Annotated in this window: 23 protein-coding genes; 12 read left to right on the top strand and 11 right to left on the bottom strand. The window is 41.8% G+C overall.

Translation table 11 applies throughout. The features are described 5' to 3' along the window. Positions 1 to 183: 183 nt before the first annotated feature. The 8 genes from ACO1R6_RS08195 to ACO1R6_RS08160 all read right to left on the bottom strand — a co-directional run bounded on the left by ACO1R6_RS08195 (position 184) and on the right by ACO1R6_RS08160 (position 9,227). Positions 184 to 2,286 (bottom strand): dipeptidyl-peptidase 3 family protein, encoded by a 2,103-nt coding sequence (locus ACO1R6_RS08195; RefSeq protein ID WP_486263786.1) that lies wholly within the window; start codon positions 2,284 to 2,286, stop codon positions 184 to 186. A 52-nt stretch (positions 2,287 to 2,338) separates the two neighbouring features. Continuing rightward, positions 2,339 to 3,430 carry an AMP-binding protein gene (locus ACO1R6_RS08190; protein ID WP_486263784.1) on the bottom strand — a complete coding sequence of 364 codons (1,092 nt, stop codon included), beginning with the start codon at positions 3,428 to 3,430 and terminating at the stop codon, positions 2,339 to 2,341. A 180-nt stretch (positions 3,431 to 3,610) separates the two neighbouring features. Continuing rightward, positions 3,611 to 4,435 (bottom strand): 1,4-dihydroxy-2-naphthoyl-CoA synthase, encoded by an 825-nt coding sequence (menB, locus tag ACO1R6_RS08185; protein ID WP_486263782.1) that lies wholly within the window; start codon positions 4,433 to 4,435, stop codon positions 3,611 to 3,613. A gap of 178 nt (positions 4,436 to 4,613) precedes the next feature. Further along, positions 4,614 to 5,111: a DoxX family protein gene (locus tag ACO1R6_RS08180; RefSeq protein ID WP_486263780.1), complete on the bottom strand. Its 498-nt coding sequence runs from the start codon at positions 5,109 to 5,111 to the stop codon at positions 4,614 to 4,616. Positions 5,112 to 5,176: 65 nt separating this feature from the next. Beyond that, positions 5,177 to 5,614, bottom strand: a complete 438-nt coding sequence (locus tag ACO1R6_RS08175; RefSeq protein ID WP_486263778.1) for a DoxX family protein — start codon at positions 5,612 to 5,614, stop codon at positions 5,177 to 5,179. Between the two features lie 75 nt (positions 5,615 to 5,689). Further along, a complete protein-coding gene (gene menD / locus ACO1R6_RS08170) occupies positions 5,690 to 7,408 on the bottom strand; it encodes a 2-succinyl-5-enolpyruvyl-6-hydroxy-3-cyclohexene-1-carboxylic-acid synthase (protein WP_486263776.1) in 1,719 nt (572 codons plus the stop codon). Further along, positions 7,409 to 8,620, bottom strand: coding sequence for a chorismate-binding protein (locus ACO1R6_RS08165; RefSeq protein WP_486263774.1), 1,212 nt, complete (start codon positions 8,618 to 8,620; stop codon positions 7,409 to 7,411). It abuts the gene before it with no gap. Between the two features lie 181 nt (positions 8,621 to 8,801). Further along, positions 8,802 to 9,227 carry a hotdog fold thioesterase gene (locus ACO1R6_RS08160; protein WP_486263772.1) on the bottom strand — a complete coding sequence of 142 codons (426 nt, stop codon included), beginning with the start codon at positions 9,225 to 9,227 and terminating at the stop codon, positions 8,802 to 8,804. Positions 9,228 to 9,496: 269 nt separating this feature from the next. On the opposite strand from ACO1R6_RS08160, the gene ACO1R6_RS08155 reads away from it, so the two are divergent. From ACO1R6_RS08155 to ACO1R6_RS08130, 6 genes are all read left to right on the top strand, one after another. Then, positions 9,497 to 10,114: a histidine phosphatase family protein gene (locus ACO1R6_RS08155; protein WP_486263770.1), complete on the top strand. Its 618-nt coding sequence runs from the start codon at positions 9,497 to 9,499 to the stop codon at positions 10,112 to 10,114. A 333-nt stretch (positions 10,115 to 10,447) separates the two neighbouring features. Continuing rightward, complete coding sequence (locus ACO1R6_RS08150) at positions 10,448 to 12,160, top strand: pyruvate dehydrogenase complex dihydrolipoamide acetyltransferase (protein WP_486263768.1); 1,713 nt, start codon at positions 10,448 to 10,450, stop codon at positions 12,158 to 12,160. A 355-nt stretch (positions 12,161 to 12,515) separates the two neighbouring features. Then, on the top strand, positions 12,516 to 12,869 hold the full coding sequence (locus ACO1R6_RS08145) for a hypothetical protein (RefSeq protein ID WP_486263766.1): 354 nt from the start codon (positions 12,516 to 12,518) through the stop codon (positions 12,867 to 12,869). A gap of 625 nt (positions 12,870 to 13,494) precedes the next feature. Further along, positions 13,495 to 13,878: a hypothetical protein gene (locus tag ACO1R6_RS08140; protein ID WP_486263764.1), complete on the top strand. Its 384-nt coding sequence runs from the start codon at positions 13,495 to 13,497 to the stop codon at positions 13,876 to 13,878. Between the two features lie 147 nt (positions 13,879 to 14,025). Then, positions 14,026 to 14,487 carry a glycosyl-4,4'-diaponeurosporenoate acyltransferase CrtO family protein gene (locus ACO1R6_RS08135; protein ID WP_486263763.1) on the top strand — a complete coding sequence of 154 codons (462 nt, stop codon included), beginning with the start codon at positions 14,026 to 14,028 and terminating at the stop codon, positions 14,485 to 14,487. A gap of 227 nt (positions 14,488 to 14,714) precedes the next feature. Beyond that, on the top strand, positions 14,715 to 15,239 hold the full coding sequence (locus ACO1R6_RS08130) for a VanZ family protein (protein ID WP_486263762.1): 525 nt from the start codon (positions 14,715 to 14,717) through the stop codon (positions 15,237 to 15,239). 220 nt (positions 15,240 to 15,459) lie between these two features. Here the strand turns inward: ACO1R6_RS08130 and ACO1R6_RS08125 are convergent, their stop codons facing one another. Next, positions 15,460 to 16,047 carry a hypothetical protein gene (locus ACO1R6_RS08125; protein ID WP_486263761.1) on the bottom strand — a complete coding sequence of 196 codons (588 nt, stop codon included), beginning with the start codon at positions 16,045 to 16,047 and terminating at the stop codon, positions 15,460 to 15,462. 245 nt (positions 16,048 to 16,292) lie between these two features. Here ACO1R6_RS08125 and hslV point away from each other — a divergent pair, with 245 nt between their 5' ends. From hslV to ACO1R6_RS08110, 3 genes are all read left to right on the top strand, one after another. Next, positions 16,293 to 16,838 carry an ATP-dependent protease subunit HslV gene (hslV, locus tag ACO1R6_RS08120; RefSeq protein WP_486263760.1) on the top strand — a complete coding sequence of 182 codons (546 nt, stop codon included), beginning with the start codon at positions 16,293 to 16,295 and terminating at the stop codon, positions 16,836 to 16,838. 176 nt (positions 16,839 to 17,014) lie between these two features. Then, the gene (locus ACO1R6_RS08115) at positions 17,015 to 17,986 is read left to right on the top strand and encodes a deoxyhypusine synthase family protein (RefSeq protein ID WP_486263759.1); all 972 of its coding nucleotides are present in this window, start codon (positions 17,015 to 17,017) and stop codon (positions 17,984 to 17,986) included. Between the two features lie 285 nt (positions 17,987 to 18,271). Continuing rightward, the gene (locus tag ACO1R6_RS08110; protein WP_486263758.1) at positions 18,272 to 19,546 is read left to right on the top strand and encodes a hypothetical protein; all 1,275 of its coding nucleotides are present in this window, start codon (positions 18,272 to 18,274) and stop codon (positions 19,544 to 19,546) included. Positions 19,547 to 19,660: 114 nt separating this feature from the next. On the opposite strand, the gene ACO1R6_RS08105 is transcribed toward ACO1R6_RS08110, so the two are convergent. Continuing rightward, positions 19,661 to 20,215, bottom strand: coding sequence for a 2'-5' RNA ligase family protein (locus tag ACO1R6_RS08105; protein ID WP_486263757.1), 555 nt, complete (start codon positions 20,213 to 20,215; stop codon positions 19,661 to 19,663). A gap of 181 nt (positions 20,216 to 20,396) precedes the next feature. Here ACO1R6_RS08105 and abc-f point away from each other — a divergent pair, with 181 nt between their 5' ends. From abc-f to ACO1R6_RS08090, 3 genes are all read left to right on the top strand, one after another. Continuing rightward, the gene (gene abc-f, locus ACO1R6_RS08100) at positions 20,397 to 22,340 is read left to right on the top strand and encodes a ribosomal protection-like ABC-F family protein (RefSeq protein WP_486263756.1); all 1,944 of its coding nucleotides are present in this window, start codon (positions 20,397 to 20,399) and stop codon (positions 22,338 to 22,340) included. A 65-nt stretch (positions 22,341 to 22,405) separates the two neighbouring features. Beyond that, positions 22,406 to 23,704, top strand: coding sequence for a type IX secretion system plug protein (locus tag ACO1R6_RS08095; RefSeq protein ID WP_486263755.1), 1,299 nt, complete (start codon positions 22,406 to 22,408; stop codon positions 23,702 to 23,704). A 221-nt stretch (positions 23,705 to 23,925) separates the two neighbouring features. Further along, complete coding sequence (locus ACO1R6_RS08090; RefSeq protein WP_486263753.1) at positions 23,926 to 25,176, top strand: glycosyltransferase family 87 protein; 1,251 nt, start codon at positions 23,926 to 23,928, stop codon at positions 25,174 to 25,176. Positions 25,177 to 25,302: 126 nt separating this feature from the next. Here ACO1R6_RS08090 and ychF read toward each other — a convergent pair whose 3' ends face one another. Continuing rightward, entirely contained in the window at positions 25,303 to 26,400 is a 1,098-nt protein-coding gene (gene ychF / locus ACO1R6_RS08085) for a redox-regulated ATPase YchF (protein WP_486263751.1), read from the bottom strand. Between the last annotated feature and the right edge of the window lie 193 nt (positions 26,401 to 26,593).

Here is a 26,593-nt window from a genome sequence, read left to right as displayed (position 1 = left end):
TCATTCCTAATTAAAAGAATAGTGGTGTATCTTATTAATAACAGGCCAATGTAACAGCTGCCCACGGCCTATTTGTCCAGATAACCTATAGCCGGAGCAAGTTCTAATTATGAAAGGTATATAAACAAAAAAGCCGCAACTGGTGCGGCTTTTTTGTTTATTCAGAATAATAAACAAAATGCTTTAGTTATAGTTAGGCAGGAAACTATAGTTTTTACTGTACTCCAGCATTTGCTGCACAAAGTTGGTTGGGTAAGAAATTTTAACATCTACCATTTTGCCGTCTTGCATTACCGGAGTAAGTTTAGGTTGAATAAAGCCCGAATAAGGGGCAATATTTAATTTAGCATAACGGTCCAGCACTTCCTGGTGGAGTTTCTGATCTACTTTAACCCCGTAGTTTTCAATAAGCTGGCGGGCCCCTTCATAATCTCCTTCTGAGGTAATGCGTTGGGTTTCGCGTAGCAATTGGCCAAATAAATCGCGCAGCTTCTGGTAATCGTTTACCCGGAAATAAGTTTTGCCGTCGCGGGTTACCTGTTCTATTACGTTATTGGCTTTGCCTTTTTCCAGCGCCCATTTAGCGATCATTTGGCGGTTACGCATGTGCGCTTCTTCTATGTTTTCGCCGGGGGCAACCCGCGATAATTGGGTAAGCAGGCCACCCCGAATATAACTATCGTACTCGGCTTTGCCTACTTCCAGAGAGGGCATTACTCCCAACTCCACCAGTTTGGGATCAAGCATGAAATATAAAGCTACCAGGTCGGCGCGGCCTTCTTCTATGGCTGAGGCATAACTTTTAAGGGTCTGCTTGGGCGTGCCCACCCCCGCATTAATTTGCCCGGACGCGTGGCCAATTACCTCGTGCATATCGGTGTGCAGGTTGCCCGCCAAAGAACCATGTTCCCGTGCCCGTTTTGCTTCTTCCTGAGAAAAAGCAAATTCATCTAAAGCCGAGCTGGTGGCGGCTGCCTGGTTATAGGCGTTTACAATATTACCCAAATTAACCGATTTAGAGCCATGTTCTTTCCGGATCCAGTTGGCATTAGGCAGGTTAATGCCAATGGGCGTGTTCGGTGCCGCATCGCCGCCTTCTACTACTACCGTTATTACTTTGGCCGAAATACCCGTTACATTTTTCTTTTTATGTTCCGGCTGGATCGGCGAATTATCTTCAAACCATTGCGCCTGGTCGCCGATTGCTTTAATACGTTTGGTAGCTTGTAAATCTTTTATTGATACCACCGATTCGTAAGAGGCCCGGTAGCCCAGCGGGTCGCCGTAAACTTCAATAAACCCATTTACCACATCTATGCGGGAATCGGTGTCGTTTACCCAGGCAATGCTATATTCATCAAATATTTTCAGGTCGCCGGTTTTGTAATATTGAATAAGTTTATCCAGCGCCAGTTTTTGTTTAGGGTTTTCGGCTACGGCCGAAGCTTTTTCGAGCCAGTAAACTATTTTGCTGATAGCCGACGAGTACATGCCGCCTACCTTCCAGACTTTCTCTACAATCTGGCCGTTTTCTTTTACCAGTTTAGAATTAAGGCCGTAAGAAATGGGTCTGGTATCGGCTTTATTTATTTGTTTTTCTAAATAAGCTTCAACTTCTTTTTGGGTTAGGCCTTCGTAAAAATTAGTAGCCGAGGTTTTAATTAAGTCTTCTCCTTCGGCCAGGTTAACTTTTTTGGCAGCAATCGCCGGATCAAATATAAGCGGCGTTAAAGTAGCTATTAATTTATCGGGTGTTTCGCCAGGTTCGAGTGGGAATTTAGCGTTGGGCGAATTTTTTACCAAAGTGGCAAAATAGGCCTGACTAAACTCCGGTAAAAATTTATTATTGGAATAATGGTGATGGATGCCATTCGAAAACCAAACCCGTTTGGCGTAAGTCAAGAATTTGCCAAAATCAGGGTGGTTGCGATCGCCGGTGTAATTGGCTGCAATGGCATCGAGGGTGCGGCGGATGCGCAAATTATGTTTAAAGTTCTGGTCGTAAATAATATCCCGGCCTGAAAGCGCCGCTTCGTACAAATAATACAGCAACTCTTTTTGTTTAGCCGTTAGTTCGGCAAAGCCTGGTACCTGGTAGCGCAAAACCCGCAGGTCGGCAAACTGGTCGGTAACATATTTAAAAGTGTCGGTGGCGGCAGTTGTATTTACAGCGCCCGATTGCTCAGAATTATTATTCGCATTTTCCGACGAATTTTGTTGGGAGCAGCTACCCATGAGCAGCGTAGCCAGGGCCATAGCCGGTAAATATTTGGTTTTATTTAGCATGTGGGTGTTTAAATATTTTCTGTTAGTAATGAAAGAACGAAAATATAGCGGTTTAAATATTTTTAAGCGTATCTAACTTGTTAATTTTACCGGAAGCAGTACTTAAAAATTGCGGTGTAGCTAAAAACGCTTTGGGTATTTCGTACTTGGTTAAATATTTATTTAGTTCTTTTTTGAGTTGCGTTTGCGTGTTGGGTGCAATTTGGGGTGTTTCCAGTACTGCTACCAGTTTGCTGCCCAGTTTGGCATCGGGGAGGGTACTTACAAACGAACGGCAACTTAAACCTAAGGTAAGCAACGCCTGCGCCAGGTGCACTTCTATTTTCTCCAGTTGTATTTTGTAACCGCCCGAATTAATGGTGTTGTCGGCGCGGCCCAGCCAGCTAAAGGTTGTAGGTGTGTGCAGGGTTACCAAATCATTAGTAATAATCTTTTTGTGTTTTGTAATATCGCCTTCAATGGTTAAGCAGCCGCGCTCGTCCTGGCCCAATTCAATATTGGGCAAAGTGGTATAAAATGGTTCCGGCGCCGGGCCATTTAAGCGGCGCAAGGCAATGTGCGACACCGTTTCGGTCATGCCGTACGTTTGGTACACCGGGGCTTTTAAAGATAATATTTCTTTTTCTAGTTCTGAAGATAGGGGAGCCCCGCCCACCAGTATGGCTTTGGCAAAATCCAATACTAATTTTTTAGCCGGCGTTTCGGATATAATTGTTTCTAGCTGGTAAGGCACCAACGAAATAAAATTAAAAGGCTGTTCTGGTTTAGAAAAAGCCAGCGGGTTGGCAATGGGTTCAATAATGGTCAGGTGCAAATCGGCCACCAGGCCCCGTACTACCATCATCATACCGGCAATGGTTTCTACATTCAGGCAAACCAATACCCGATCGGCTTTTTGCAGCTCTAAATAAGCAACGGTGCGGCGCGCACTGGCTTCTAATTGTTCGCGGCTTACGGTAATGTCTTTGGGCGTACCCGTAGAACCAGAAGTGTGCACCACAAATTCTAACTGACCATTTAACCAATTGCGGCAAAATTCTAATACTTTAGCTTCGTACCCATTTATTGGTATGCTGTTCCGGAACGAGTATGCGGCAATTTCGTCGTAGTAGAATTTCTTTCCGTTCAGTTCCAGGTGATCCATGTTTGTTTTTAGTTGTTAGTAGTTAGTTTTTAGGTTCCGGTTATGCTTTATTTATAAACTTAAATACAAATTGTCAGATATAAGGTTTGATATCGCTTAAATCTCTGTTCAATTAATTTGTATTTACCCTGCATCCTTCAGAAACTAAAAACTAATTACTAACAACTAATCACTATAAAATCAAGGGAATTTGGGATATTTAGAAAAGTCGGGCTTCCGTTTTTCCAGAAAAGCATTTTTACCTTCTTTGGCCTCGTCAGAGAGGTAATAGAGGAGGGTAGCGTTGCCGGCCAATTCCTGGATACCCGCTTGCCCGTCCAGTTCGGCATTAAACGCCGATTTAAGCATGCGCAAGGCCATCGGGCTTTTCGCCAGCATTTTTTCGCACCAGGCTACGGTAGTTTCTTCCAGTTGCTCTAAGGGTACTACCTTGTTAACGAGGCCCATTTGTAAAGCTTCCTGGGCATCGTACTGGTCGCACAAATACCAGATTTCCCGGGCCTTTTTCTGTCCCACAATGCGGGCCAGGTAAGAAGCGCCAAATCCGCCATCGAACGAGCCAACTACTGGTCCGGTTTGGCCAAAACGGGCATTATCGGCAGCAATGGTTAAATCGCACACTACATGGAGCACGTGGCCGCCGCCAATAGCCCAACCGGCTACCATGGCCACTACCGGTTTTGGAATACGCCGGATTTGCATTTGTAAATCTAATACGTTTAAGCGCGGTACGGTATCTTCGCCAATGTAGCCGCCGTGCCCTCGTACACTCTGGTCGCCGCCGCTGCAAAAAGCTTTTCCGCCTTCGCCAGTTAATATAATTACTCCTACGTCGGGGTTTTGCCGGGCCAATTCCATGGCCTCACTCATTTCTTGTACGGTAAGCGGGGTAAAAGCATTGTGTTTATGCGGGCGGTTTATGCTAATGCGGGCAATGCCGTTATACTGCTGAAATAGTATTTCTTTGTACTCTTTTATGGTTTCCCAGTTATATTTTGTAGTCATGGCCTTTATACGCTAAAAAATTTATTTATGGGTTCCGAAGGTAGAGCATCTTGCTTAAAAATAAAAATCAGGCTTAAACCTGGGGCATAAAAAAACACGCAGCTTAGCCGCGTGTTTTAGAAAATAAATTAAAATTATTTAAGGTGAAATTGATTATTTAAATTTCATGACGGACATTTTATTCTTCTTCGTAGGCGCGTAAATAATGATCTACGGACCAGCGCCCGGAGTTTAATACAAAAAATAAGATTAAAAATAGCAGCACCACCAAAGACGTCCACCATTCTGCCGAAACCGAGGTTGTATCGGAGCCGGGCCAAACAAATAAAACACCGCCCGGTATCATCTGGTTTATGGCTTCCGAATTAAAACCGGGCCAGTTAAATATTACTGCACCCAATAAAATAGGTAACTGAAAAATAATGGCCAAACGGGTAAATAAGCCAATGGCAATTAAAAAACCACCTATTAAATGCACAAAAGCAATTATATACGCCATCTGCAGCGAATTATAATCGATGTTGATGTTCTGCAATATTTTCTGTAATGCCCAGATATCCTGCAAAAAAGCAATGCCCTTGCTAAACAGGAAAAAGCCTAAGAAAAAACGCAGAATATCGAGCCAGACCGAATATCGGGTGCTGGTCCATTGTTCAATTTTTTGAGTGAGTACCATGTTTTTTACCAGGGGTTAAGTAAAGTAGTTGTATTAATCGGCAGGTAGTTCACAGGCGGGCAAGACTAACTTTCCCGGTGGGTGCGCATATAATGGTCGATAGACCACTGGCCGGAACCATAAATTAAAAAAACGATTAAAAGCAACAACGTTACGCCCGAAATCCACCAGGTAGTGTTGAGGGTATTGGTACCGGCTTCCGGGTGCACAAACAATACTGCACCTAATAAAATGGGTAACTGAAACAAAATGGCTGCCCGGGTAACCAGGCCCAGCGCAATTAACAAACCACCCACCAAATGGGCAAAAGCAATGTAGTGCGCAAAAATAAAAGAAGACCAGTTGAGGTTGATATTGATGAGTAAGTTTTCGAGCACACTTATATCACTGATAAACACAACCCCTTTGTAGAACAGAAATAAGCCTAAGCCTACGCGGATTAGGTCGAGCCAGGCCGGGTGATGGGTATCCGCCCAATGCTCCATGCGATGCGTAAGTGCCATAACCGTAAAGTTTTAATTATCAATATTTTATTATACGATTCAAATAAAATATTGGACCATAAAACCCGGTTTATTTTAACTTAATTTGGTGCCAAATGGATTATTTATTTTAAAATCATTAAAAAACGCGGCATTGGTGGGGCTGGAAGTAAATATTTCTAAGATGGCCGGCCCTTTTTTTAAGAATTTAGGCAGCTTATCGGTTAAATCCAGGGCATTGTGGCAGGCGTAATAAGCCATTTTAAAATCTTTGGCGGTTTGGGCCGCATTGAGTTCCTGGTGGGTCTCAAAGAATTCAACTAATTCGGGCTGTTGTCGCGGACCATCTATTAACCGGAAAATGCCGCCCGCGTGGTTATTCAGGATTATTATCCGGAGGTTGTCGGGTAAATAATTATGCCACAAACCATTGCGGTCGTAAAAAAATGCCAAATCACCGGTAATTAAAATATTGGGCTTATCACTACTTATGGCCACCCCAACGGCAGTACTGGTGCTACCATCTATACCGCTGGTGCCCCGGTTGGCAAATACCTGTATGGCTTGTGTAGGCGCTAACCCCAAAATATTGGCGTACCGCACCGACATGCTATTGGCTAGGTGCAAATTACTGTTCGGCGGCAAATTTGGCAGAATATGCGCATAAGCGGTAAATTCATTAAAGTTGCCGAGGGTTACAAAATTAGTTAAATATTCCTGCGCGGCTTTTTCCCGGTTTTGCCAAACGGTTTTATAACTTACATCGGGTATAATATTTTCGGTAGCGGCCAGTTGGGCAAAAAAATGCACCGGCTGTGCCCGGATAATTTGGCTTACCGATTGAAAAGGATCGGCCACCACGCCGGCCGGCTGAATATGCCAATGGGCCTGGGGCGGAAAAGCGCGGAGAAATAATTTTAAATTTTTTGAAATATTAGATAAGCCAAAAGTTATGAGCAAATCAGGTTGTAGTAAGGCACCGTCGCGGGTATTTTTACCGGCCAGGTGCACATCTTGTAACCGGATAGCCTTGGGTAACTGGTGCAAATTCGAGATGACATCCGCTATAATTACCGCTCCGGTTACCTGCGCAAAATTGTTTAAGGCTTCCTGCAATTCACTATCGGCGGGCTGCTGACCCGCCACCACTAATATTTTATTTAATTTAGGGGGAGAAGCGGTTAAAATATGCTGCAGCAGGTTTAAACTGCTTAAACTGAGCTGATAATCGTTTTTTAATTCAAAAATTACTTTTAAGCTGGCACTAGCCGTTATTTCCTGACCGGGTTGCGGGTAAAAAGGTTCGCGTAAGGGTACATTTAAGTGCACCGGCCCGGCCGGATACGCCTGCGTTTCGGAGAGCGCTTCCGATATTATTCTTTGGCTGTACCAGTCGGCATCGGGGTGTTGGGTATCTACCGGAAAAGAATAGCTGCGTTTGCAGTGGTGGCCATAAATATTTTCCTGCCGAATAGTTTGCCCGTCTAATTGGTCTATCCATTCTGGCGGGCGATCGGCGGTTATTACCAATAAAGGAATTTGCTGGTAAAAAGCTTCGGCTACGGCCGGGGCGTAATTAAGGGCGGCCGTGCCCGAGGTGCAAACCAGTACCACCGGCCGCTCGGTAGCCAGCGCAATGCCCAGGCCAATAAAAGCAGCGGCGCGTTCGTCGGTAACCGTCCGGACCTGGAGGCGCGGGTGCCGGGCAAAAGCCAGCGTTAATGGCGCACACCGCGAGCCCGGCGAAAGCACTACCTGTTGTACCCCCAGTTGGGCGCAAATTTCAGCAATATTAAAAACGGCCTGTAAATTCATTTATTTAGCTTTCCGGATTACCCCCCGTACGGTTTCCATTTTCATTTTGGTTTCGAACCACTCTTTTTCCGGTTCCGATTCGGCGGTAATGCCGGCCCCGGCATACAACAGCGCCGTATCTTCGAACAATTGCATGCACCTAAGGTTCACAAAAATGTGCGATTCGCCGTCTATTTGTACCGGACCCAGAAAACCACTGTAATAAGCGCGGTTGTACCCTTCGTGGTTTAGTATAAAAGTTGTAGCGGGCGCTTTGGGCATGCCGCAAACCGCCGAAGTCGGGTGCAGCAGTTTTAGCATTTGGGTACCTAGCTGCGGATAAGGTACTTGCTGCATGTTAACGGTAAAGTCGGTGCGCAGGTGCATTAGTTTGCCGGCTACCACGGTGCGGGGGCCAATCTCATTATACTCGCGCAAACGAATGCTTTTAAAGCAGTTTAAGATATAACGCTCCACCATCGACTGCTCTTCAATTTCTTTTTGCTGCCACATGGCTTTTGCCGGGTTTATTTCGGACGATAATTTTTGCGTACCGGCCAAAGCAACCGTCCGGAATATTTTTGCCTGGTCTATTTGTACCAATATTTCCGGCGAAGCGCCCATCCAGGTGCCTACCTCGGGTACCGATACCAGTGAAACAAACGCGTTTTTATAAGAATGCTGCAACTGGCAAAAGGCTTGCAGTACATCAAAATCTAAATCGAGGGGATAGGCCTTGGTCCGCGATAATACTACTTTTTCAAACTGGCCGGCTTTAATTTCTGAGATGCCTTTTGCTACCAAATCCTCAAAATTTACTTTGTTTGTTTGGGCCGGTACCGGGTGGCGGCTTACGTGCCAGTTAGTAGTACGCAAAGAATCTTTTACTTTATAAAAATATTCCTGTAAGCGCTGTACCAACGCTACGTACTCCGGGTTTTCCTGCAGTTTGAAATTAAATTTTAGTTTAGCCGACAAACTACTGTAAGTAATATCGGCACGAATTAAAGCCGCCGGGTTGGTGGCCGAAACTGAAAACGGATAAAACGCAAAACCCGATAAACCACCTTCTAGTTGGGGAACGGTGGCCAACGTTTGCACACTCCGGAGCGATACGCATAATTTTATTTCCAGCGAGTCTGGTAAACGCCAAACGGCCACCGGTAAATTAAAGCGGATGGCCGTAGCAAATAAAGCTTTTAGGTTGGTATTGTAATCTCCGGCTAAAGTCAATTAAAAGTATTTTACAGTTAAGGTTAACGAATAAGAACTTGTATCGTGTTAGGGAAATAGCCTAAAAATATGCCCTGGCTACAAACCAGATTTTGGGTATAAACACGAAACAAGTTTAATATTTAGAGTCATTTTTTTCGGTTACTCGGCTTAATAGAAGCCTGGCGCATAGAAGCAATATTTAAGCGTTGGCCCGGTCCAGCACTGCTACCGTTATTCGGCTAATACAAACCAGGCTACCCGCATCGTTTTTAATTTTTATTTCCCAAACCTGGGTTTTACGACCAATATGAATAGCCGTTGCGGTGCCATGCACATAGCCGTTGCGCACAGCCTTTAAATGGTTGGCGTTAATTTCTAAGCCCACGCAGGTTTGTTTTTCCTGGTTTATCTGCAAAACGGCACCAATGCTACCCAGGGTTTCGGCCAGCGCCACCGATGCACCACCGTGTAAAATACCCATAGGCTGATGGGTGCGTGCGTCTACGGGCATTTTACCGCTAATAAAATCCGGACCAACTTCGGTAATTTCCATGCCTAACGTTTCGGCCAACGTATTTTTACACCACTTATTTATTTCTATGAGGGTGGGTGGGTTAAAAGCCATAATTTGTGTAAGTATAATTTGTGGAGCGTTAGCTTAACTTGGTGCGGTGCGGCAGTTTGATTTTAGTAAACAGTATTGGACAGCCGGAACGGCAATAATAAAATCTGATTTAAAATTATATTAATTAATTAAATAAACTGGCGAACAATTTGGTTTATAGTTGCTTAAAAGAAAATATTTTCCATGATTCAGACTAAAGCTTACCGGCTGCTATCGCATACCCACAACAATTTATTATCTTCGTCGCCGGAAACAAAATTAGAGAGATTTTGAGTGTAAAAAAAATATACCTCCTGCGGCACGGCCAAACCGATTACAACTTAAAAGGCATTATTCAGGGCAGTGGGGTAGATTCTTCGCTAAACGCAACCGGGCAGTGGCAGGCTGAGCGATTTTACGAAGCGTATAAAGAGGTACCTTTCGATAGGGTTTATACCTCGGCTTTACAGCGCAGTATTCAATCGGTGCAAGGGTTCATAGATAAAGGTATCCCGCACGAAAAACATCCCGAACTAAACGAAATTTGCTGGGGCAACCGCGAAGGCACCTTTGTTTCGCCGGAAACCGATGCGTATTATTTTGATGTTTTAAAACAGTGGCAGGAGGGCGCATGCAGTTTGCGGATAGAAAACGGCGAAAGCCCGGAAGATGTGGCGGCCCGGCAACAGGTATTTTTAAATTTGCTGCTTTCCCGGCCCGAAGAAGAAACCGTTTTAATTTGCATGCACGGCCGGGCCATGCGAATATTACTTTGCGTAATGCTTAATTATCCGTTGCATTGTATGGATATTTTTGAACACCATAACTTATGCCTGTACGTGCTGCACCATACGGGTACCATGTTCTCGGTGCACAAAAACATGGATATTGCCCATTTAGGCGAGTAGCAAACTAAACTTTATGCACGATTCATTCTTTTAATTTAAATAAAGAATAAATAGTTAAAAGCACTTGGTCTAATTTAGTTTACGCCGGGGAGGGTTGTATCATTAACAAAATTTATTCGTTAGGAATAAAATACATAAAAGACTGGGATTTCCGGGCAATATTTACAGAAGCCTTAGCTAGTAGTCTTAAACCCAGGGCCAAAGCAGAATTGGTTAAATAAGTTATACGCCGGAGTATATTTTATTCCGGTTACAATTGGCTACGGTTTATTCTTAACATCTTTTTGATATTTAAATATTTTAAATCATTTTTGAGCCTCAAAAAATATATTTATGGCTGAAATCATAAAAATGCCCAAAATGAGTGACACCATGACAGAGGGTGTTATTGCATCTTGGCTTAAAAAAGTAGGGGATACCGTTAAATCCGGCGATATCTTAGCTGAAGTGGAAACCGACAAAGCCACCATGGAGCTGGAATCTTATGAAGATGGTACTTTATTATATATCGGCCCCAAAGAAAAAGAATCTGTACCCATAGATGGTGTATTAGCCATTATCGGTAAAAAAGACGAAGATATATCGGGTTTGCTGAGCCAGGTACAAGGCGGTGGTGCGCCGGCCCCCGCACCGGCCAAAGAAGAAAAACCCGCCGAAACCATGAGCCAGGAAGCACCGGCCCAAGCTCCGGCCCCGCAAGCCACTCAAGCCCCCGCGGCTAAAGTAAACGCCTCGGTTATCCGGATGCCGAAAATGAGCGACACCATGACCGAAGGAACTATTGCGTCGTGGCAGAAAAAAGTAGGCGAAAAAGTTAAATCGGGCGATATTCTGGCCGAAGTGGAAACCGATAAAGCCACCATGGAACTGGAATCGTACGAAGACGGTACCTTGCTGTATATTGGTGTAGAAGCGGGCAATGCAGTAGCGGTAGACGGCGTACTGGCCATTATTGGCGAAGAAGGTGCCGATTACCAGCAGTTATTAAACGGCAATGGCGGCGGCAGTGATAAACCGGCTGATCGCCAGGAAGCAGAAATAGCAGATTCGCGCGTAGAAAACTCTAAAACCGATACCCAAATCCGGGAACAAGCCGCGCCAGCCGAGACAAAAGATGTGCAGGTACCGGCCTCTGGTAACAATGGCCAACCGGCCACACCCGCCGATGCAAATAATGGCGGACGAATTCTGGCCTCGCCGTTAGCGAAAAAAATTGCCGAAGAAAAAGGCATTGATTTGGCCCAGGTAAAAGGCTCCGGCGATAACGGCCGCATTGTTGTAAAAGACGTGGAAACTTTTGTTCCTTCGGCCAAACCAGCACCAAGTGCTGCGCCGGCTCCGGCGGCTACACCTGCTCCAACCGGCGAGCCATATTCAGAAGTACCGGTATCGCAAATGCGTAAAGTTATTGCCAAACGGTTATCCGAAAGCTTGTTTACCGCGCCGCATTTTTACCTGACCATGGAAATTGACATGGATAAGGCCATGGACGCCCGCGTTAGTTTAAATGAGGTAAGTCCGGTTAAAATTTCTTTTAACGATTTGGTAATTAAAGCGGCCGCGGCGGCTTTAAAACAACACCCGGCCGTTAATTCTTCCTGGTTAGGCGATAAAATCCGGTACAACAACCAAATTAATATTGGGGTGGCCGTAGCCGTAGAAGAAGGTTTGCTGGTACCAGTGGTGCGCAACGCCGACCAGAAAACTTTATCGCAAATTGCCGGCGAAGTAAAAGAACTGGGCGGTAAAGCCAAATCGAAAAAACTACAACCTGCAGAAATGCAAGGCAACACCTTTACCATTTCTAACTTAGGTATGTTTGGTATCGATGAATTTACGGCCATTATTAACCCACCCGATGCCTGTATTATGGCCGTGGGCGGCATAAAGCAAACCCCAGTGGTTAAGAACGGCCAGATTCAGATTGGCAATATCATGAAAGTTACTTTATCGTGCGACCACCGGGTAGTAGACGGCGCCGTAGGCTCCGCGTTCCTGCAAACTTTTAAAAAGTTACTCGAAGATCCCATCCGGATTTTAGTATAAAAACTAAAAAGGCCTTTCCGAAAAGAAAGGCCTTTTTTATTAGCGCTACCTGATACTGTTTAGAGCAAGTTTAAACTTTAGAATTTATATAAAATTTATTTTAAGTTCTTTTAATAAAGTAATTAAGCAAACGCATATCTCTTATCAGCAGGACGGCAATTAAATGGTTTAGCTCAAATTTAAACAGGCTCTTAGAGAGAATTTTACTTTTAAGAATTCGGAAAATATTTATATATAGTATATTCATTAATCCAGTTCCGGTTATCGGTTGATTTTGGATGGATATATGGAATAAATTCCATATATCCAGTAGTTAGCAGTAATTATAAAACTATTTAGCAGCGACAAATTTACTTTGCTACTTTACACAGGAGGTAAATTAGGAAAAGGTAAGGATAGAGATAAAGTTACAAAGGAGTACTTTTCAATTTGTGAATATTCAATTGAAAACCCTAAAAAACCAATAAGAATATTTAGAACTGACTTCGGTTATTGGGGAGAAGGTGACCTTTATACCCATTATTTGACAGATTCACTCTTATGTATTGTAAGGAGAGAAGATTTAATAATATTTGATTTGAATCAAGGTAAAACACATGAGGTTATAGAAAGGGATTGTGATTCTGGATTTTATGTAAGTTTCAATATAATAATCTATAGAATAAATCAAGAATTTAAAGTGCACAAATCTCAAAATAACTACTGCTAACCACACCTATACGGCAGCTTCGCCCCCGCATAGGCAAGACCGTTGTGTGCAATTCTGAATTACAGACCATCCCAAAGATGAGAATAGAAAATAGACGCGTTGTTTCCCGACACAAAACCAATAAAACCATAGTAGAAGACGACAAGGATGGTTTAATCCTTACTGATTCTAATCTAAATTTGATTGAAAAGCTTGGGTTTAATGACTTCCAACTATTGGACTTTTCACCAAATGGGAATATAATTCTCCTGAAATCCAAAGAATGGTTGACAATAAGAAATGCAAATAAGACAGTTCTTACGGCTTTCGATATTTCGAGCAATAGACAGCTTTTTTCTACTGAAATATTTTAGCTTATAGAGGTTTATTTGACCAAACATCTAATTATTTTTTACTAGAATATTATAGCGGCTTATGTTCTATCAATATAAATAATGGAGAAGTTCTTTTTAGAAAAGACAAAATTGACAAAAACCTCTATAATGCTGATTTACATTTAGCGAGTAATATTATTTACATTCCAACTAATAAAAAATCTCTACTCACCTTTGATTTTGGCGAACACAAACTAAATGAATTAAAACTTGAAAAAACAGGAAGGACTACTTGGGTTAAGTTCAATAACTTGCAGACACATTTATTAGTAAGCGACAAGGCAAACTCATTGCATTGTTTTGAGCATAACTCTTTTGAGAATCCAGTCTGGACCATAAACTTTTCTAAATATAAGCCAGATGATAGAATATGGACTTACCAAATATTAACCACTGAATCCAACCTAGGATGTATACACGGATTCACACCACAAGGCAATCAAAATGGTCATGCTGGAGGAACCTTATTCATTTTCAACATCGAAAATGGAGAAGTTATTGACTGTTTTGACTATTCAAGAATAAAAGAGAAAATAATTACAGATTACAAAATAGATGAAATACTTATAGACGACTTAACTTCATTTTCCCTAACCCATAGAACTATTAAACAGACACCTATATCAGAATTATAAAAAAGAACAACACACAACATTTTGCATAAGCCATGCCACGGCCGACGGCCTTGCACGCCTCATGCACGAGTCCGTTAGCGGCAATTTTGACAAAACAGGCAAAACTAACCGCTAAATAATAATCAAAACTAAACAGAATATTAAAAAATGACTTATAAATATTTGTCATTCAGTATAGCCATAACATTCATTTCTTTTATTGTTGGAATGACTATCAATGCAATTTTGAAAAAAACAGAAGTTTACAACAATCGATTATCTAACTTAAATTTTGTAAAGAGTGAAAAGTTGAACGCAGGGATGGGGGTTAACATTGTTAAATGGATTGTTAAAAATACGCCATTTAAATACTTCAATCAAAAACTTAAACTCAGAAATAAAATTGAAAAGTCTGACTTGCTTAAACTGCGTAAAGAAATGACAAGTTCTGAGATTGACCATTTAATAGGGTTTGCTTTTGTAACATTTTTTGCTTTGGTGAAATTTTACAAAACTGAATGGCTTTTTGGTTTGATAATTATAATAGTGAATATATTGATGAATTTATATCCGTCTTTATTGCAACAGCAGAATAAAAGACGAATTGACAAATTGATAATAAAACTGTAGTTAACATTGGTTTGGCAATATGGCAGCAGAAGTGCTGCTATGGAACAATAGTAATTCTATTAAACTTTTGTGTTAAAGTTAAATATTTGTTTATAAAAATCCACCATTGCACCAAGCTGCGAACCGTTGAACAATTTATTACAGCGATAATGCAGCGTTTAAATTATTACGCAGTAGTAAAAAACATAGAGCAGCAATTATTTATATAAATATAAATTGCAAAAATATTGAGGAGCAACAGAAACGATAATAGTAAAGCAAACAAGGTAACAAGTACATTGTTTATAATTTATTTGATTGCCTTATGTTGGATTATTATATTAAAGTTAGGTGTGCAATTTTCCTATATGAATGATAGGAGCGTAAACTTAAATCCGTTTAGTGAACCTTTAATATTTAATGGCGAATTTATTATGAATGTCGTGATTTTTGTGCCGCTTGGTATATATACAGGGGTTTTGTTTACGAGTTGGACCTTTGGAAAAAAGCTTTTCTTTTATTTCTGTATTAGTTTACTGTTAGAAGTACTACAGTTTATTTTAAAGATTGGCGCTTTTGATGTCGCTGATATTATTGCAAACACTTCGGGTGGAATACTTGGGCTAATCCTATTGAAAGCGATTGAAGCAATATTTAAAAGTAATATTAAGGCACAAAAAATCGTAAACCTAATCTCTGCCATAGCAACTGTCGTTATACTTTCATTATTGGTATTACTAAAGATGGACATGTTGCCCATAAGATATAAATAACAAGGAACTTCAGGTGTCGCAAGCAATATTTTTTGTGACAAGAAAAACATGAAAGATGAAATTGATTGCCACCACTGCAGGCTAACACAATGTATATCAAAACCTGCTATGCCGCGGGTTTGGCATACATACAGCTTGTTAAATGAAATAAATATATTTCATTACTAAAGTTAATAATCAGATTGGTTAAAAAGTCCAAATTTGATTAATATATAATCAGTTACAAAAGCAAGTAATACCACCCGCCGGTAAAAGTTTTAAAGCCAATCAGTCCTTTGTCGCGGGCATACAATACATCTGATAGCACCAAAGTGCCCGGTATCGGGTTGCCGAAAACCTGTAAAGTTTGGGCGTATGTTTGTCCGTTTAACGCCTTGCTTTTGGTGTAAGTATCGCGCCAGGCGTGGGTAATGTATAATTCTGAAACGGTATTGAATTTAGCCGCTAAGCCGGTTTGTTTTGTTTGATAGTTATAAGCTTTCAGGTTTAATACTATCTCGTGACTTAAAGAAATAACCAGCCGGAAACTTTCGTCGGTAGGGGAGGTAAAAATTACTTCGCGGGTTTGTACCTGGTAAGTACCGCAAGCCTGGTCGGTGGCTTGCTGGTAATAGTTTTTTAAGGTCGCTGAAATAATAATAGTATCCTTATTTTCACCAAGGAATTTAATTTCCTGGCTGCTGGCATAAGGTATCCAGGCTTTCGCCAAGGTTAGCTCTAAAGGTAAATCGGCGTTGCGGCAGCAACCAGCCAAAAGCAAAATAAAAGGTAAAAAATACCAGAAAATGGTGTTACGGGAGCGAAGCAATGGAAATAAATTTAAATTACTGTTTTTTTCGGGTAGCTTTGCGTTTTTATTTACAGCCGCTGCCATCTTAAACCCACCGGGCTACCGATAAAAGCGGCCTAAATTTAACGGTATAATTTTTAACGCAGGTTTAAAATAAGTTAAGTATTTCGGCAAAATTAAGCTACGTGCCCTTAAAAGGTTAGAAATACAACCTTTACCCAGTAAAGCGGCACCGCCTAAAATGGCCTTTAAACATAATATATATGGCTTTAGAAAAAGTAAGATCAACTACGGTATTGGGCGTTTACCACAACGGCGAAGTAGCGCTGGGAGCCGACGGACAAGCCAGTATGGGTAATACCATTGCCAAAAGTAACGTAAAAAAAATCCGGAAATTACAAGATGGTAAAATTGTAACCGGGTTTGCGGGCTCCACCGCCGATGCCTTTACCTTGCTGGAACGTTTTGAAGAAAAACTAAATGCCTACGGCAATAACATGAAACGTGCCGCCATAGAATTAGCCAAAGACTGGCGCAAGGACCGCTACCTGCATAAGCTGGAAGCCATGATGATTGTTGCCAATAAAAATGAACTCTTAATTATTTCCGGTACCGGCGATGTGCTGGAGCCCGATATGGGAATAGCCGCGATTGGCTCCGGCAGTATGTTTGCGCAAGCCGCTGCCACCGCCCTAAAAAAACACGCCCCCCATTTATCGGCCGAAGAAATGGTGCGCGAAGGCTTAAACATTGCCGCCGATATTTGCGTTTTTACAAACCATAATTTAATTGTAGAAAAACCAGGGTAGGTAAGATATTACGCTCTTTTTGAATTATAAATACCATTTTTAAGTTTAAACAATGCTGGTATTTAATATTAGAACAAAGGTTTTAAAGCCCATTTTTCTAGATAATAATTACCAGCAAATTTTTAAATCAGTAATAAATTATTTCTGAATTAATTTTAAAACCGCTAAAAACAGAAATGCAGGTAACACAATTTTTAAAACATCACTACCGTCATTTTAACGCTGCCGCCCTGATAGATGCAGCCGAAGGATATAAAACCCATTTAGCTAACGGCAACAAAATGCTGGTTACGTTGGCCGGCGCCATGTCTACGGCCGAGTTGGGTATAATATTGGCCGAAATGATCCGGCAGGATAAAATACACGCTATTAGCTGTACCGGGGCTAACCTGGAAGAAGATATTTTTAACCTGGTAGCGCACGATTTTTACGAGCGTATACCGCATTACCGCGATTTAACGGCCCAGGACGAAGAAGACCTGCTAAACCGCCACATGAACCGCGTAACCGATACCTGTATTCCGGAAATGGAAGCCATGCGGCGCCTGGAAAACACCGTGCTTAAGTTCTGGGAAAAAGCCGATCAGGAAGGTAAAGCTTACTTCCCGCACGAGTTCTTTTACCAGATTTTATTATCCGGCGAGTTGGAGCAATATTACCAGATAGACCCGAAAAACAGCTGGATGCTGGAAGCAGCGAAAAAGAACCTGCCTATTTTTGTACCGGGCTGGGAAGACTCTACCTTGGGTAATATTTATGCCGGACACGTAATTAGCGGCGATATTAAAAATGTACATACCATGAAAACCGGTATCCAGTACATGATGGAGCTGGCCGATTGGTATACCCAAACCGCAAAAGAAGAATCAACAATAGGTTTCTTCCAGATTGGCGGCGGTATTGCCGGCGATTTTCCGATTTGCGTGGTACCTATGCTGCACCAGGATTTGCAACGTACCGGCGTGCCGTTGTGGGGATATTTTGCCCAGATTTCGGATTCTACTACCAGCTACGGTTCTTACTCCGGTGCGGTACCCAATGAAAAAATTACCTGGGGTAAATTAGGCAAAGACACGCCTAAGTATATTATTGAATCGGACGCCACTATTGTAGCGCCGCTGATTTTTGCAATAGTTTTAGATATGTAATCTGATTCTTGCTTAGAGCAAAATATTGAATTTATATAGAAGGCCTCTTTATTTTAAATAAAGGGGTCTTTTTTTGTTTACGCCTAATTAAAAATAATCATGAATATAGTTTCTACTCTATAGAGAGTAAGCCAGCAGTTTTATAATGCTGGTTAGTATTATTCGATATTTTAACATCAGGTAATTTTAACCATAGAATAAAAAAGAAGGGTAAAGAACAAAGAAAGTATAAAATATATTCAATAATTAATATATTTGGATTTTATTTTTTAAATCATAAATATTTTGTTTAAACCATTATCTTTTTTTGCCTTATTCCTATTAATCAACTTTCATGTATCGGCTCAGAGCAATTTTATGAAAGGCTATTATGTAACTAACCAAAACGACTCGGTGGTTACTTATATTAACAACAAAGATTGGGATACCAACCCGAATATTATTCAGGTAAAAAGCAATATAGCCGATAAAGAATTTCGAACGTTTACTCCCATTACCATTAAAAGCTTTGGGTTTACGGGCGGTGAACAGTATGTAAGTGCCATTGTAAATATCGATAAATCGCCTACCCAGCTAAACTATATGGCTGTGGGCAGCAAACCCGTGGTTATTACCGATACCTTGTTTTTACGCGTTTTGGTAAGCGGTCCGGTAAACTTGTTTTATTATAAAGACGAAAACGCCAAAGAGCACTTTTACTTTCAGGAGAAAGCAGCCCAACCCCAGGAACTTATTCTGCGCAAATATTTAGTAGAAGCAAACGGAAATAAAAGTATAGCCACTTCCGAAATTTACAAAGGTCAGCTAAATAATTTGTTTGCCAGTTGCCCCGAGGTAAAAGCAAAAATTAACCGGATTGATTTTAAGCCGGCGAGTTTAATAAATATCATTCAGCAATATAATAACTGCCAAGGCGCTACTACCACAGATAAAGTAACAGAAAAGAAACCGTCTAGTTCTAAGTTTGGGCTAATAGCGGGCGCCACCCAGTCTAATATTAAATTATCAAATCGTACCGACCTCTTTGAGGATTTAGCCGGAATAGATTTTAAATCTTCAACCAGTTATGCAGTGGGGCTAACTTATACTTTTGTGTTTCCCCGCAATCGCCAGCAATGGTCAATTTATAATGAATTAGTGTATAAACCTTATTCTCTCCGGGGCAGCTACCAAGAGGTAACAACTGCAAACTATTATACCAACTTTAATTACAAGTTAGGTTTTGGTTATGTAGGTTTAGGTAACATGCTGCGTTACCAATTCCCTTTGCAAAAAATTAAGCCTTTCGTTAATGTTGGTTTAGCTAATAATCTGGTTATACATGCCGAAAATGAGTTAGAAACCCAAAGAACATTGAATGGAGTTACTACAGTTAAACAGCAGTCTGCTTTAAAATCTTACCGCAAGCACGAACAAGCTTTGTTGGCGGGAGTGGGGTTAGCTACAACTAAAGTTTCGGCTGAAATAAGGATAGAAAGCGGTACTGGCTTCTCCGATTACCGCGATCTAAAAACCAGCAAGAATATGATAAGCTTTTTAGTTGGGTTTCTCTTTAATTAAAAGTTAAGGCAAATAAAATTTGGGAGGCAGCTGTGTGGGCAGGCCAAATTGAAAAAAGCGGCTGCTTTACAGTAGCCGCTTTTTTTGCCTTTTGCTTCTAAATTTAAACAACCTTTAAGTTATTATACTACTTGAAATAGAATATGAAGCTTCCTGCACAAAGTTTTTGCCGGTTTTACTTTCCCGGAATATACTAAGGTTGTCTACTTTAATTTCCCAGTCGAAACTATAATGGGCCAGGTACCGGATCATCGGTGTCATCATATCCAGGGTAGTATCGCCGAGGGCCAGCGAAATGTGCGGCAACCAACGTTTGGGCTTAGAAAAAGGCCCGGTAGCAATACTTAGTTTGCTAATGTCGCGGTATAACTTGGCATGAAACCGGTTTAAGGCCGGCGTACGTAACACCGGAATATAGACCACCGGGTGCTCGCCCGGAAATATTCCAATACCTGTAGTATAGATATAAAATTCTTTTCCGTTAAAGCAGGTTTTTTCTAAATATTGCTTTAGCAGCTCCGAATCTAAAGCTTCGGTTATCAGGTAAGTAATATGGGGCAGGGGGGTGGCCTGCACTTGCTTTACCCCAAATTCCCTTTCAAAATCGTAAATAATGGTGTTAACAAGTTCTGAATGAGTGGGATCTAAAAGTGAGGTGATTGCGAGCATAATAAACCTTAGCCAGAGCCGGAGTAAGCCCCGAAACTATTTACGTAAGTCCCCAAAATAGTTGTGTTCAGATAATTTTTTACCTTACCGGATTAAATGCTCCATGTTAGGTAAACGAACTAAAAGACCTGCATAATTCGTTGGGATTAATTACCTTTGCGGCTTAATACCAGAATTTTCCATGATTTCTATTAATAACCTGAGCTTTCATTTTGGCAGTCGTACCCTTTACGAAGACGCCAATTTACACATAAAACCTAAAGATAAAATTGGCCTGATTGGCCTGAACGGTACCGGAAAATCTACCTTATTGCGGGTGCTGGTAGGCGAGTACAAACCCGATAGTGGTGCCATCCAGATGAGCCGCGAAACAACGTTGGGTTTCCTGAACCAGGATTTATTATCGTACGATACCCACGAAAGTATTTTATCGGTGGCTATGCAGGCTTTTGCCGAAGCTCTGGAACTGCAGAAGAAAATAGAAGAAGTTCTGGTAGAGTTTGAAACCGATTACCGCGATGAATTGGTAGATAAACTGGCCAAACTGCAGGAACAATTTGAAGCCCTGGACGGCTATAATATTCAGGCCAAAGCCGAAGAAATATTGGAAGGTTTAGGCTTTACGACCGAAGAATTGCAACGACCCCTGAAAACTTTTTCGGGTGGCTGGCGCATGCGGGTAATGCTGGCTAAAATATTATTGCAGAAACCATCTTTATTATTGCTCGATGAGCCGACCAACCACTTAGACCTACCCTCTATTAAATGGCTGGAAACTTACCTGGAAGGGTACGAAGGCGCGGTAATAATTGTATCGCACGACCGTGAATTCCTGGATAAAACCACCAACATGACGGTAGAAGTGGCGCAGCAGAAACTAAACGTGTATGCCGGTAATTACAGCTTTTACTTAGAAGAAAAAGAACTCCGCAACGAAATACAAAAAGGCGCTTACGAAAACCAGCAGGCCCATATCAGGCAAACTGAGCGGTTTATTGAGCGGTTTAAAGCCAAAGCCACCAAAGCGAAACAAGCGCAATCGCGCATGAAAGCCCTGGAGCGCATGGACCGAATTGAAGATGTTGCGTCTGATGCTCCTAAGGTAAATTTTAAATTTCAGTTTACTATTCAGCCTGGCCGCCATATTCTGCGCCTCGAGCACACTAGCAAACGCTACGGCGATAAAATTATATTCCGGGACACCAACGTAAATATTGAAAGAGGCGATAAAATTGCTTTAATCGGGGCCAACGGTAAAGGTAAATCTACCCTCATGCGCATTATTGCGGGTACCGAACACATAGAGGGTAAACGCCAGCTGGGCCACAATGTAATTATGGCTTTTTACGCGCAACACCAGTTAGAATCGCTGAACGTTGAGAACGAGATTTTGCAGGAACTTACCGAAGCGGGCAGCAAGCGCAACGAAATGGAACTGCGTACCATTTTAGGTTCTTTTTTGTTTACCGGCGACCAGGTATTTAAAAAAATAAAAGTTTTGTCCGGCGGCGAGAAATCGCGGGTAGCTTTAGCCAAAACGTTAATTTCCGAAGCTAACTTTTTATTGTTAGATGAGCCTACGAACCACCTGGATATGCAATCGGTTAATATTCTTATTCAGGCGCTGGAGCAATACGAAGGTACTTTTGTGGTAATCTCCCACGACCGCTATTTTGTAGAAAACGTGGCAAATAAAATCTGGTACATCGAAGATTATCAGCTAAAAGAATATCCCGGCACTTACCATGAGTACGAATATTTTATGGAGCAACGGGAAAAAGATGCCCGTAAAAACGGCGTTAAGCTTGAAAAACCTGCTCCCAAAACGGTGGTAGAAGAAAAGCCTAAAGTAAACCAGAACCAGAATGGCAACCTGCAAACCGATTTAAAACGCCTGAACCAGCAGCTGAAACAAGTAGAGCAGGAAGTACAGGCTTTAGAAGGAGAACTGGCCGGCTACGAAAAAGAACTGGCCGACCCCAAGGTGTATGGCAATGTAGCTACACTGAAAGACATTACCTTAAAATTTGAAGCAGCCAAAAAGGCTTTAGATGCTAAAAACGGGCAATGGGAAACCGTTGTAGAATCGATTGACCAATTGGAAGCGCAAATAAAATCTGTTTAAAGGAAATTAATATTTTGGGAACCCGATTACCTGATATATGTAAATGGCTGGTAAGCCTACTCTTTTTGATAGCGATACCGGGCTGTGTACCTATATCGCAGCAAACTTCTGATGCCAATAATACCGGTACGCCCGAATATTACGCTGAAACCCAATTGCGGTACGAGGATTACGTTTATGATCCTAATGTAAAAACCGTACAGTTTTATGTGCAGAGCGGTCATCCCGAAGAAGTGCTTACGCCCCCGGTTATACCGTTATCGCAGGAACAACGCCTTGTGCTTACGTTTGACCAATTAAATGTGCCGCAACAGCGCTTTGTAGTTAAACTTATTTATTGCAACGCCGACTGGACAGAAGCCCGCATAACACCCATGCAGTACATGCAGGATTTTAATGAGTTTTATATTACCGATATTTCGCCGGCCTTTAACACCAAGGTAAAGTTTTTCCATTACCGGTTTACGGTGCCACCCGTAAAATTAAGTGGTAATTATTTATTAGTGGTAAGCACCCAAAACGGCACCAATGTTTTATCGCGGCGCTTGCTCGTATACGAACAACGGGTAAATGTAGGTGCGCGGCCGGCTTTACCTACCGGCGTTAAAGAGCGCCTGACTAATCAGCAGATAGATTTTACAGTATTTTATAACCAGTATCCGCTGGTAAACCCAGCACAGGAAGTAAAAGTTGTTTTGCGCCAGAACCACCGCTGGGACAATGCCCGCACTAACCTGCGTCCGGTTTTTGTGCGCGATACCGAACGCAAACTGGAGTTCACGTATTTTAATTTCGAAAATAATTTTGCCGGGTTAAACGAATACCGTTTTTTTGATACCCGCAGCATGCGTTCTTTAGGAGCAAATGTTGCCACCGCTAACCGTGAAGTAATACCCGAAGAAATATTGTTGGTAGGCGATAAAAGCCGGGCGCAAGAAGCGTTTAGTTCCCAGATAGATATTGATGGCAAATATTTAATTGGTAACCGGGAGTACGGCAATGGGCCCCTAAACGGCGATTATTATTGGGTAACCTTTAACTTGCAGGCGCCGCAACCGGCCCCCGGCAACGTGTATATTTTTGGTGCACTCTCAGATTGGCGTTTAACAAAAGCCAACCAACTGGTTTACGATGCCGAGAACCAGCGTTATACCGGCCGCATACTACTTAAACAAGGTTATTACAATTATAGTTATGCAGTGCAAACCGGCACCGGTTCTGCTGCTTACCCCAACGAAGCTTTTTTTGAAGGTAGTTATAACTTAACCCAAAACCAGTACGAAGTTTTGGTGTATTACCGCCCACCGGGTGCCCGCACCGATTTGTTAATCGGCTACCAACCGGTTAATTTCAACGGTCGGTAATAAAAAGGGGCAATATTTTAAAGCCAGGTTAATTATTTCTGGTTTTCTGGATAGGAATATTTGGTTTAAAGATTGGTCTATTATCAAACTGTAACAGAACCATATCAGATTAAGATGTTATTGTAGCTTAATTTTAACTTTATATTTACCCGCTTTAAAATAGTATTGCCCATTTATTTCCTAAACCATACAGGTAAATAATTTCTTAGCGCAGTTAGCTCATGCACCAGTTGTTTAACAAAAAGAATATTTGGTTATACCTGCTGGTGTTTACCAGCTTCATTATGCTTTTGGGGGAGGTTATAAATGAGCGATTTTACATGCACGATTTAGAAGTGTATTATAAAACTGCTTACCGGCTGGTAAATGGGCAGGAGCTGTACCGCATTAAAGCAGATGGCCATTATATTTTTAAGTACTCTCCCACAAGTGCCGTTTATTTTGTGCCGTTGCTGTTACTGCCGTACGGAGGTGCCAGTACCCTCTACTGGTTTTTTTTAACCTTTTTGGTTTGCGCTTTTTTGAATACTTTTTACAACCTTACGGCTCACACCCCCATCAACCAAAACCCAATCCGGCATAAAAATATAGTTTTGCTGTTAACCTTTTTAACAGTAGTTACCCATTTTCACCGTGAGTTGCATCTGGGTCAGGTAAACTTGTTACTGGTAGGCTTGTTTGTATTTACCCTACAAAATTTATTTTTAAAGAATTACAAAATTGCCGGTTTATTATTGGCCGTAAGTTTATTTCTGAAGCCATTTGGATTAATTTTTTTGCCTTACCTGGTAGTAAAGACAGAATTCCGGGCACTGCTGTACACCAGTTTATTTGTAGTTATTCTGGGCTTATTTCCTTTATTTTTTTATCCCGGTCTGGTAGCCTTTAAACAATTATATGTAAGTTGGTTTCAGGAGTTGGCCATTGAAATGGCCGCCAAGCAAAGCCTGCTCAAAGAAGGAAATCATACTATTTTTTCGGTTATGGGCCGGTATACGCCGCTCCGGTATATGCTGGGAAATGCTGCTGTAAGTAAAATATATCAGTTAATTGTGCTGGGGCTGATTGGCGGAGCCTTTTTGTTCTTTATACAGAAAGGGCGGTACTTAAAGCAAGCCTTGGTGGCCGAAGGTGCTGTTTTGATTTGCTTCATTCCGCTTTTTGCCTTTACCAGCATGAATGCCTTTATCTTTGCGGTACCTTGTATTATTTACCTGTTGTACCACGGCCCATATTTAGCCTTAACCGCAAAAATATTTCTAACGGTAGGCTGTATTTTAATTGGCGGTAATAATTATGATTTGGTAGGCCGCCGGATGTTTAACCTTCTGGAAGCAAACTCTGTTTATACTTTGGGAGCCTTAATTCTATTAGGACTAATGTTTTACCTGCGGTTTAAAAAGGCAAATACTGCCGCGCTGCTAACCACCAATCCAGTACTGCAAACGGGTACAACTTGCCGCAATTCATAAATTCAGGTAAAAAATTAGGTATAAATAAAACGGGTTAAACCAGCTGATTTCTGTCGCTAATCTTTAGCAATACAGCTAATCAGGCTGTTTTAACCCGCTCTAATTTTTATTTATTATTCTATAATCTTACACATTAAACCGGAAGTGCATAATGTCGCCGTCTTGCACCACGTATTCTTTACCTTCTACGGCCATTTTACCAGCTTCTTTAATTTTGGCTTCGGTTTTAAATTCCTGATAATCGGGGAGTTTAATTACTTCGGCCCGGATAAAACCTTTTTCAAAATCGGAGTGTATTACGCCGGCCGCTTGTGGTGCTTTCCAACCTTTCTGAATGGTCCAGGCGCGTACTTCTTTTACGCCGGCGGTAAAGTAAGTAATCAGGTTTAATAAAGAATAAGAAGCTTTAATTAACTGATTCAAACCCGATTCTGTTAAGCCATATTCTGCCAGAAACATTTCTTTTTCTTCGGGTTCGGTTAACTCGGCAATCTGGGCTTCAATAGCTGCTGATATTACCACCACCTGGGCATTTTCGTCTTTAACGTGTTCCTGTAAAGCTTTTACAAATTCATTACCGGTGTTTATAGCGCCTTCGTCTACGTTGGCTACGTAAATTACCGGTTTTAAAGTAAGTAACTGCAAATCGGCTACGGCTTCCAGGTCTTCTTCGGTAGCTTGCAAGGAGCGGGCGTTTTTGCCGCTTTCCAGGTGTTGTTTAAAGCTTTGCAGCGCCGCAAATTCTTTTTTGGCTTTGGCGTCGCCCGATTTAGCGGTGCGTTCTACTTTCGCTATTTTCTTATCAATCGATTCTAAATCTTTCAGCTGAAGTTCCGTATCGATTACATCTTTGTCGAAAACCGGATCTACGCCACCAGCCACGTGCACAATATTAGGGTCATCAAAACAGCGTACCACATGGATAATGGCATCTACTTCCCGGATATTGGCCAAAAATTTATTGCCTAAGCCTTCGCCTTTGCTAGCGCCTTTTACCAAACCGGCAATATCTACAAATTCAATAATGGTAGGCAGTACCCGCTCGGGGTGTACCAGCTCTTCCAGAATTTGCAGCCGCTCGTCGGGTACGGTTACCACGCCCACATTGGGCTCAATGGTACAAAACGGGTAATTAGCCGATTCGGCTTTAGCACTGGATATAGCATTAAACAAAGTTGATTTGCCGACGTTGGGTAAACCTACAATTCCGCAGCGAAGTCCCATGAAAATATATCTGGTTAAGGTGTTATCTAAAATTGGGTGCAAATATACGCACAATTTTGTTGGGATTCGCGCTACCGGTAAATTAGACTGGAGTAAGGGGGTAAACCCACAGAGTTTTAAAGCAACCGGCAGAGACTATTATGTAAGAGAAGGGGGAACAAGAGGGGTAAAAACAAAAAAAGCCCATGTTAAC

It is taken from the genome of Adhaeribacter sp., from assembly GCF_057359045.1.
Note: the sequence above shows the minus strand (reverse complement) of the source record. Positions and strands in the feature narration are given on the sequence as shown.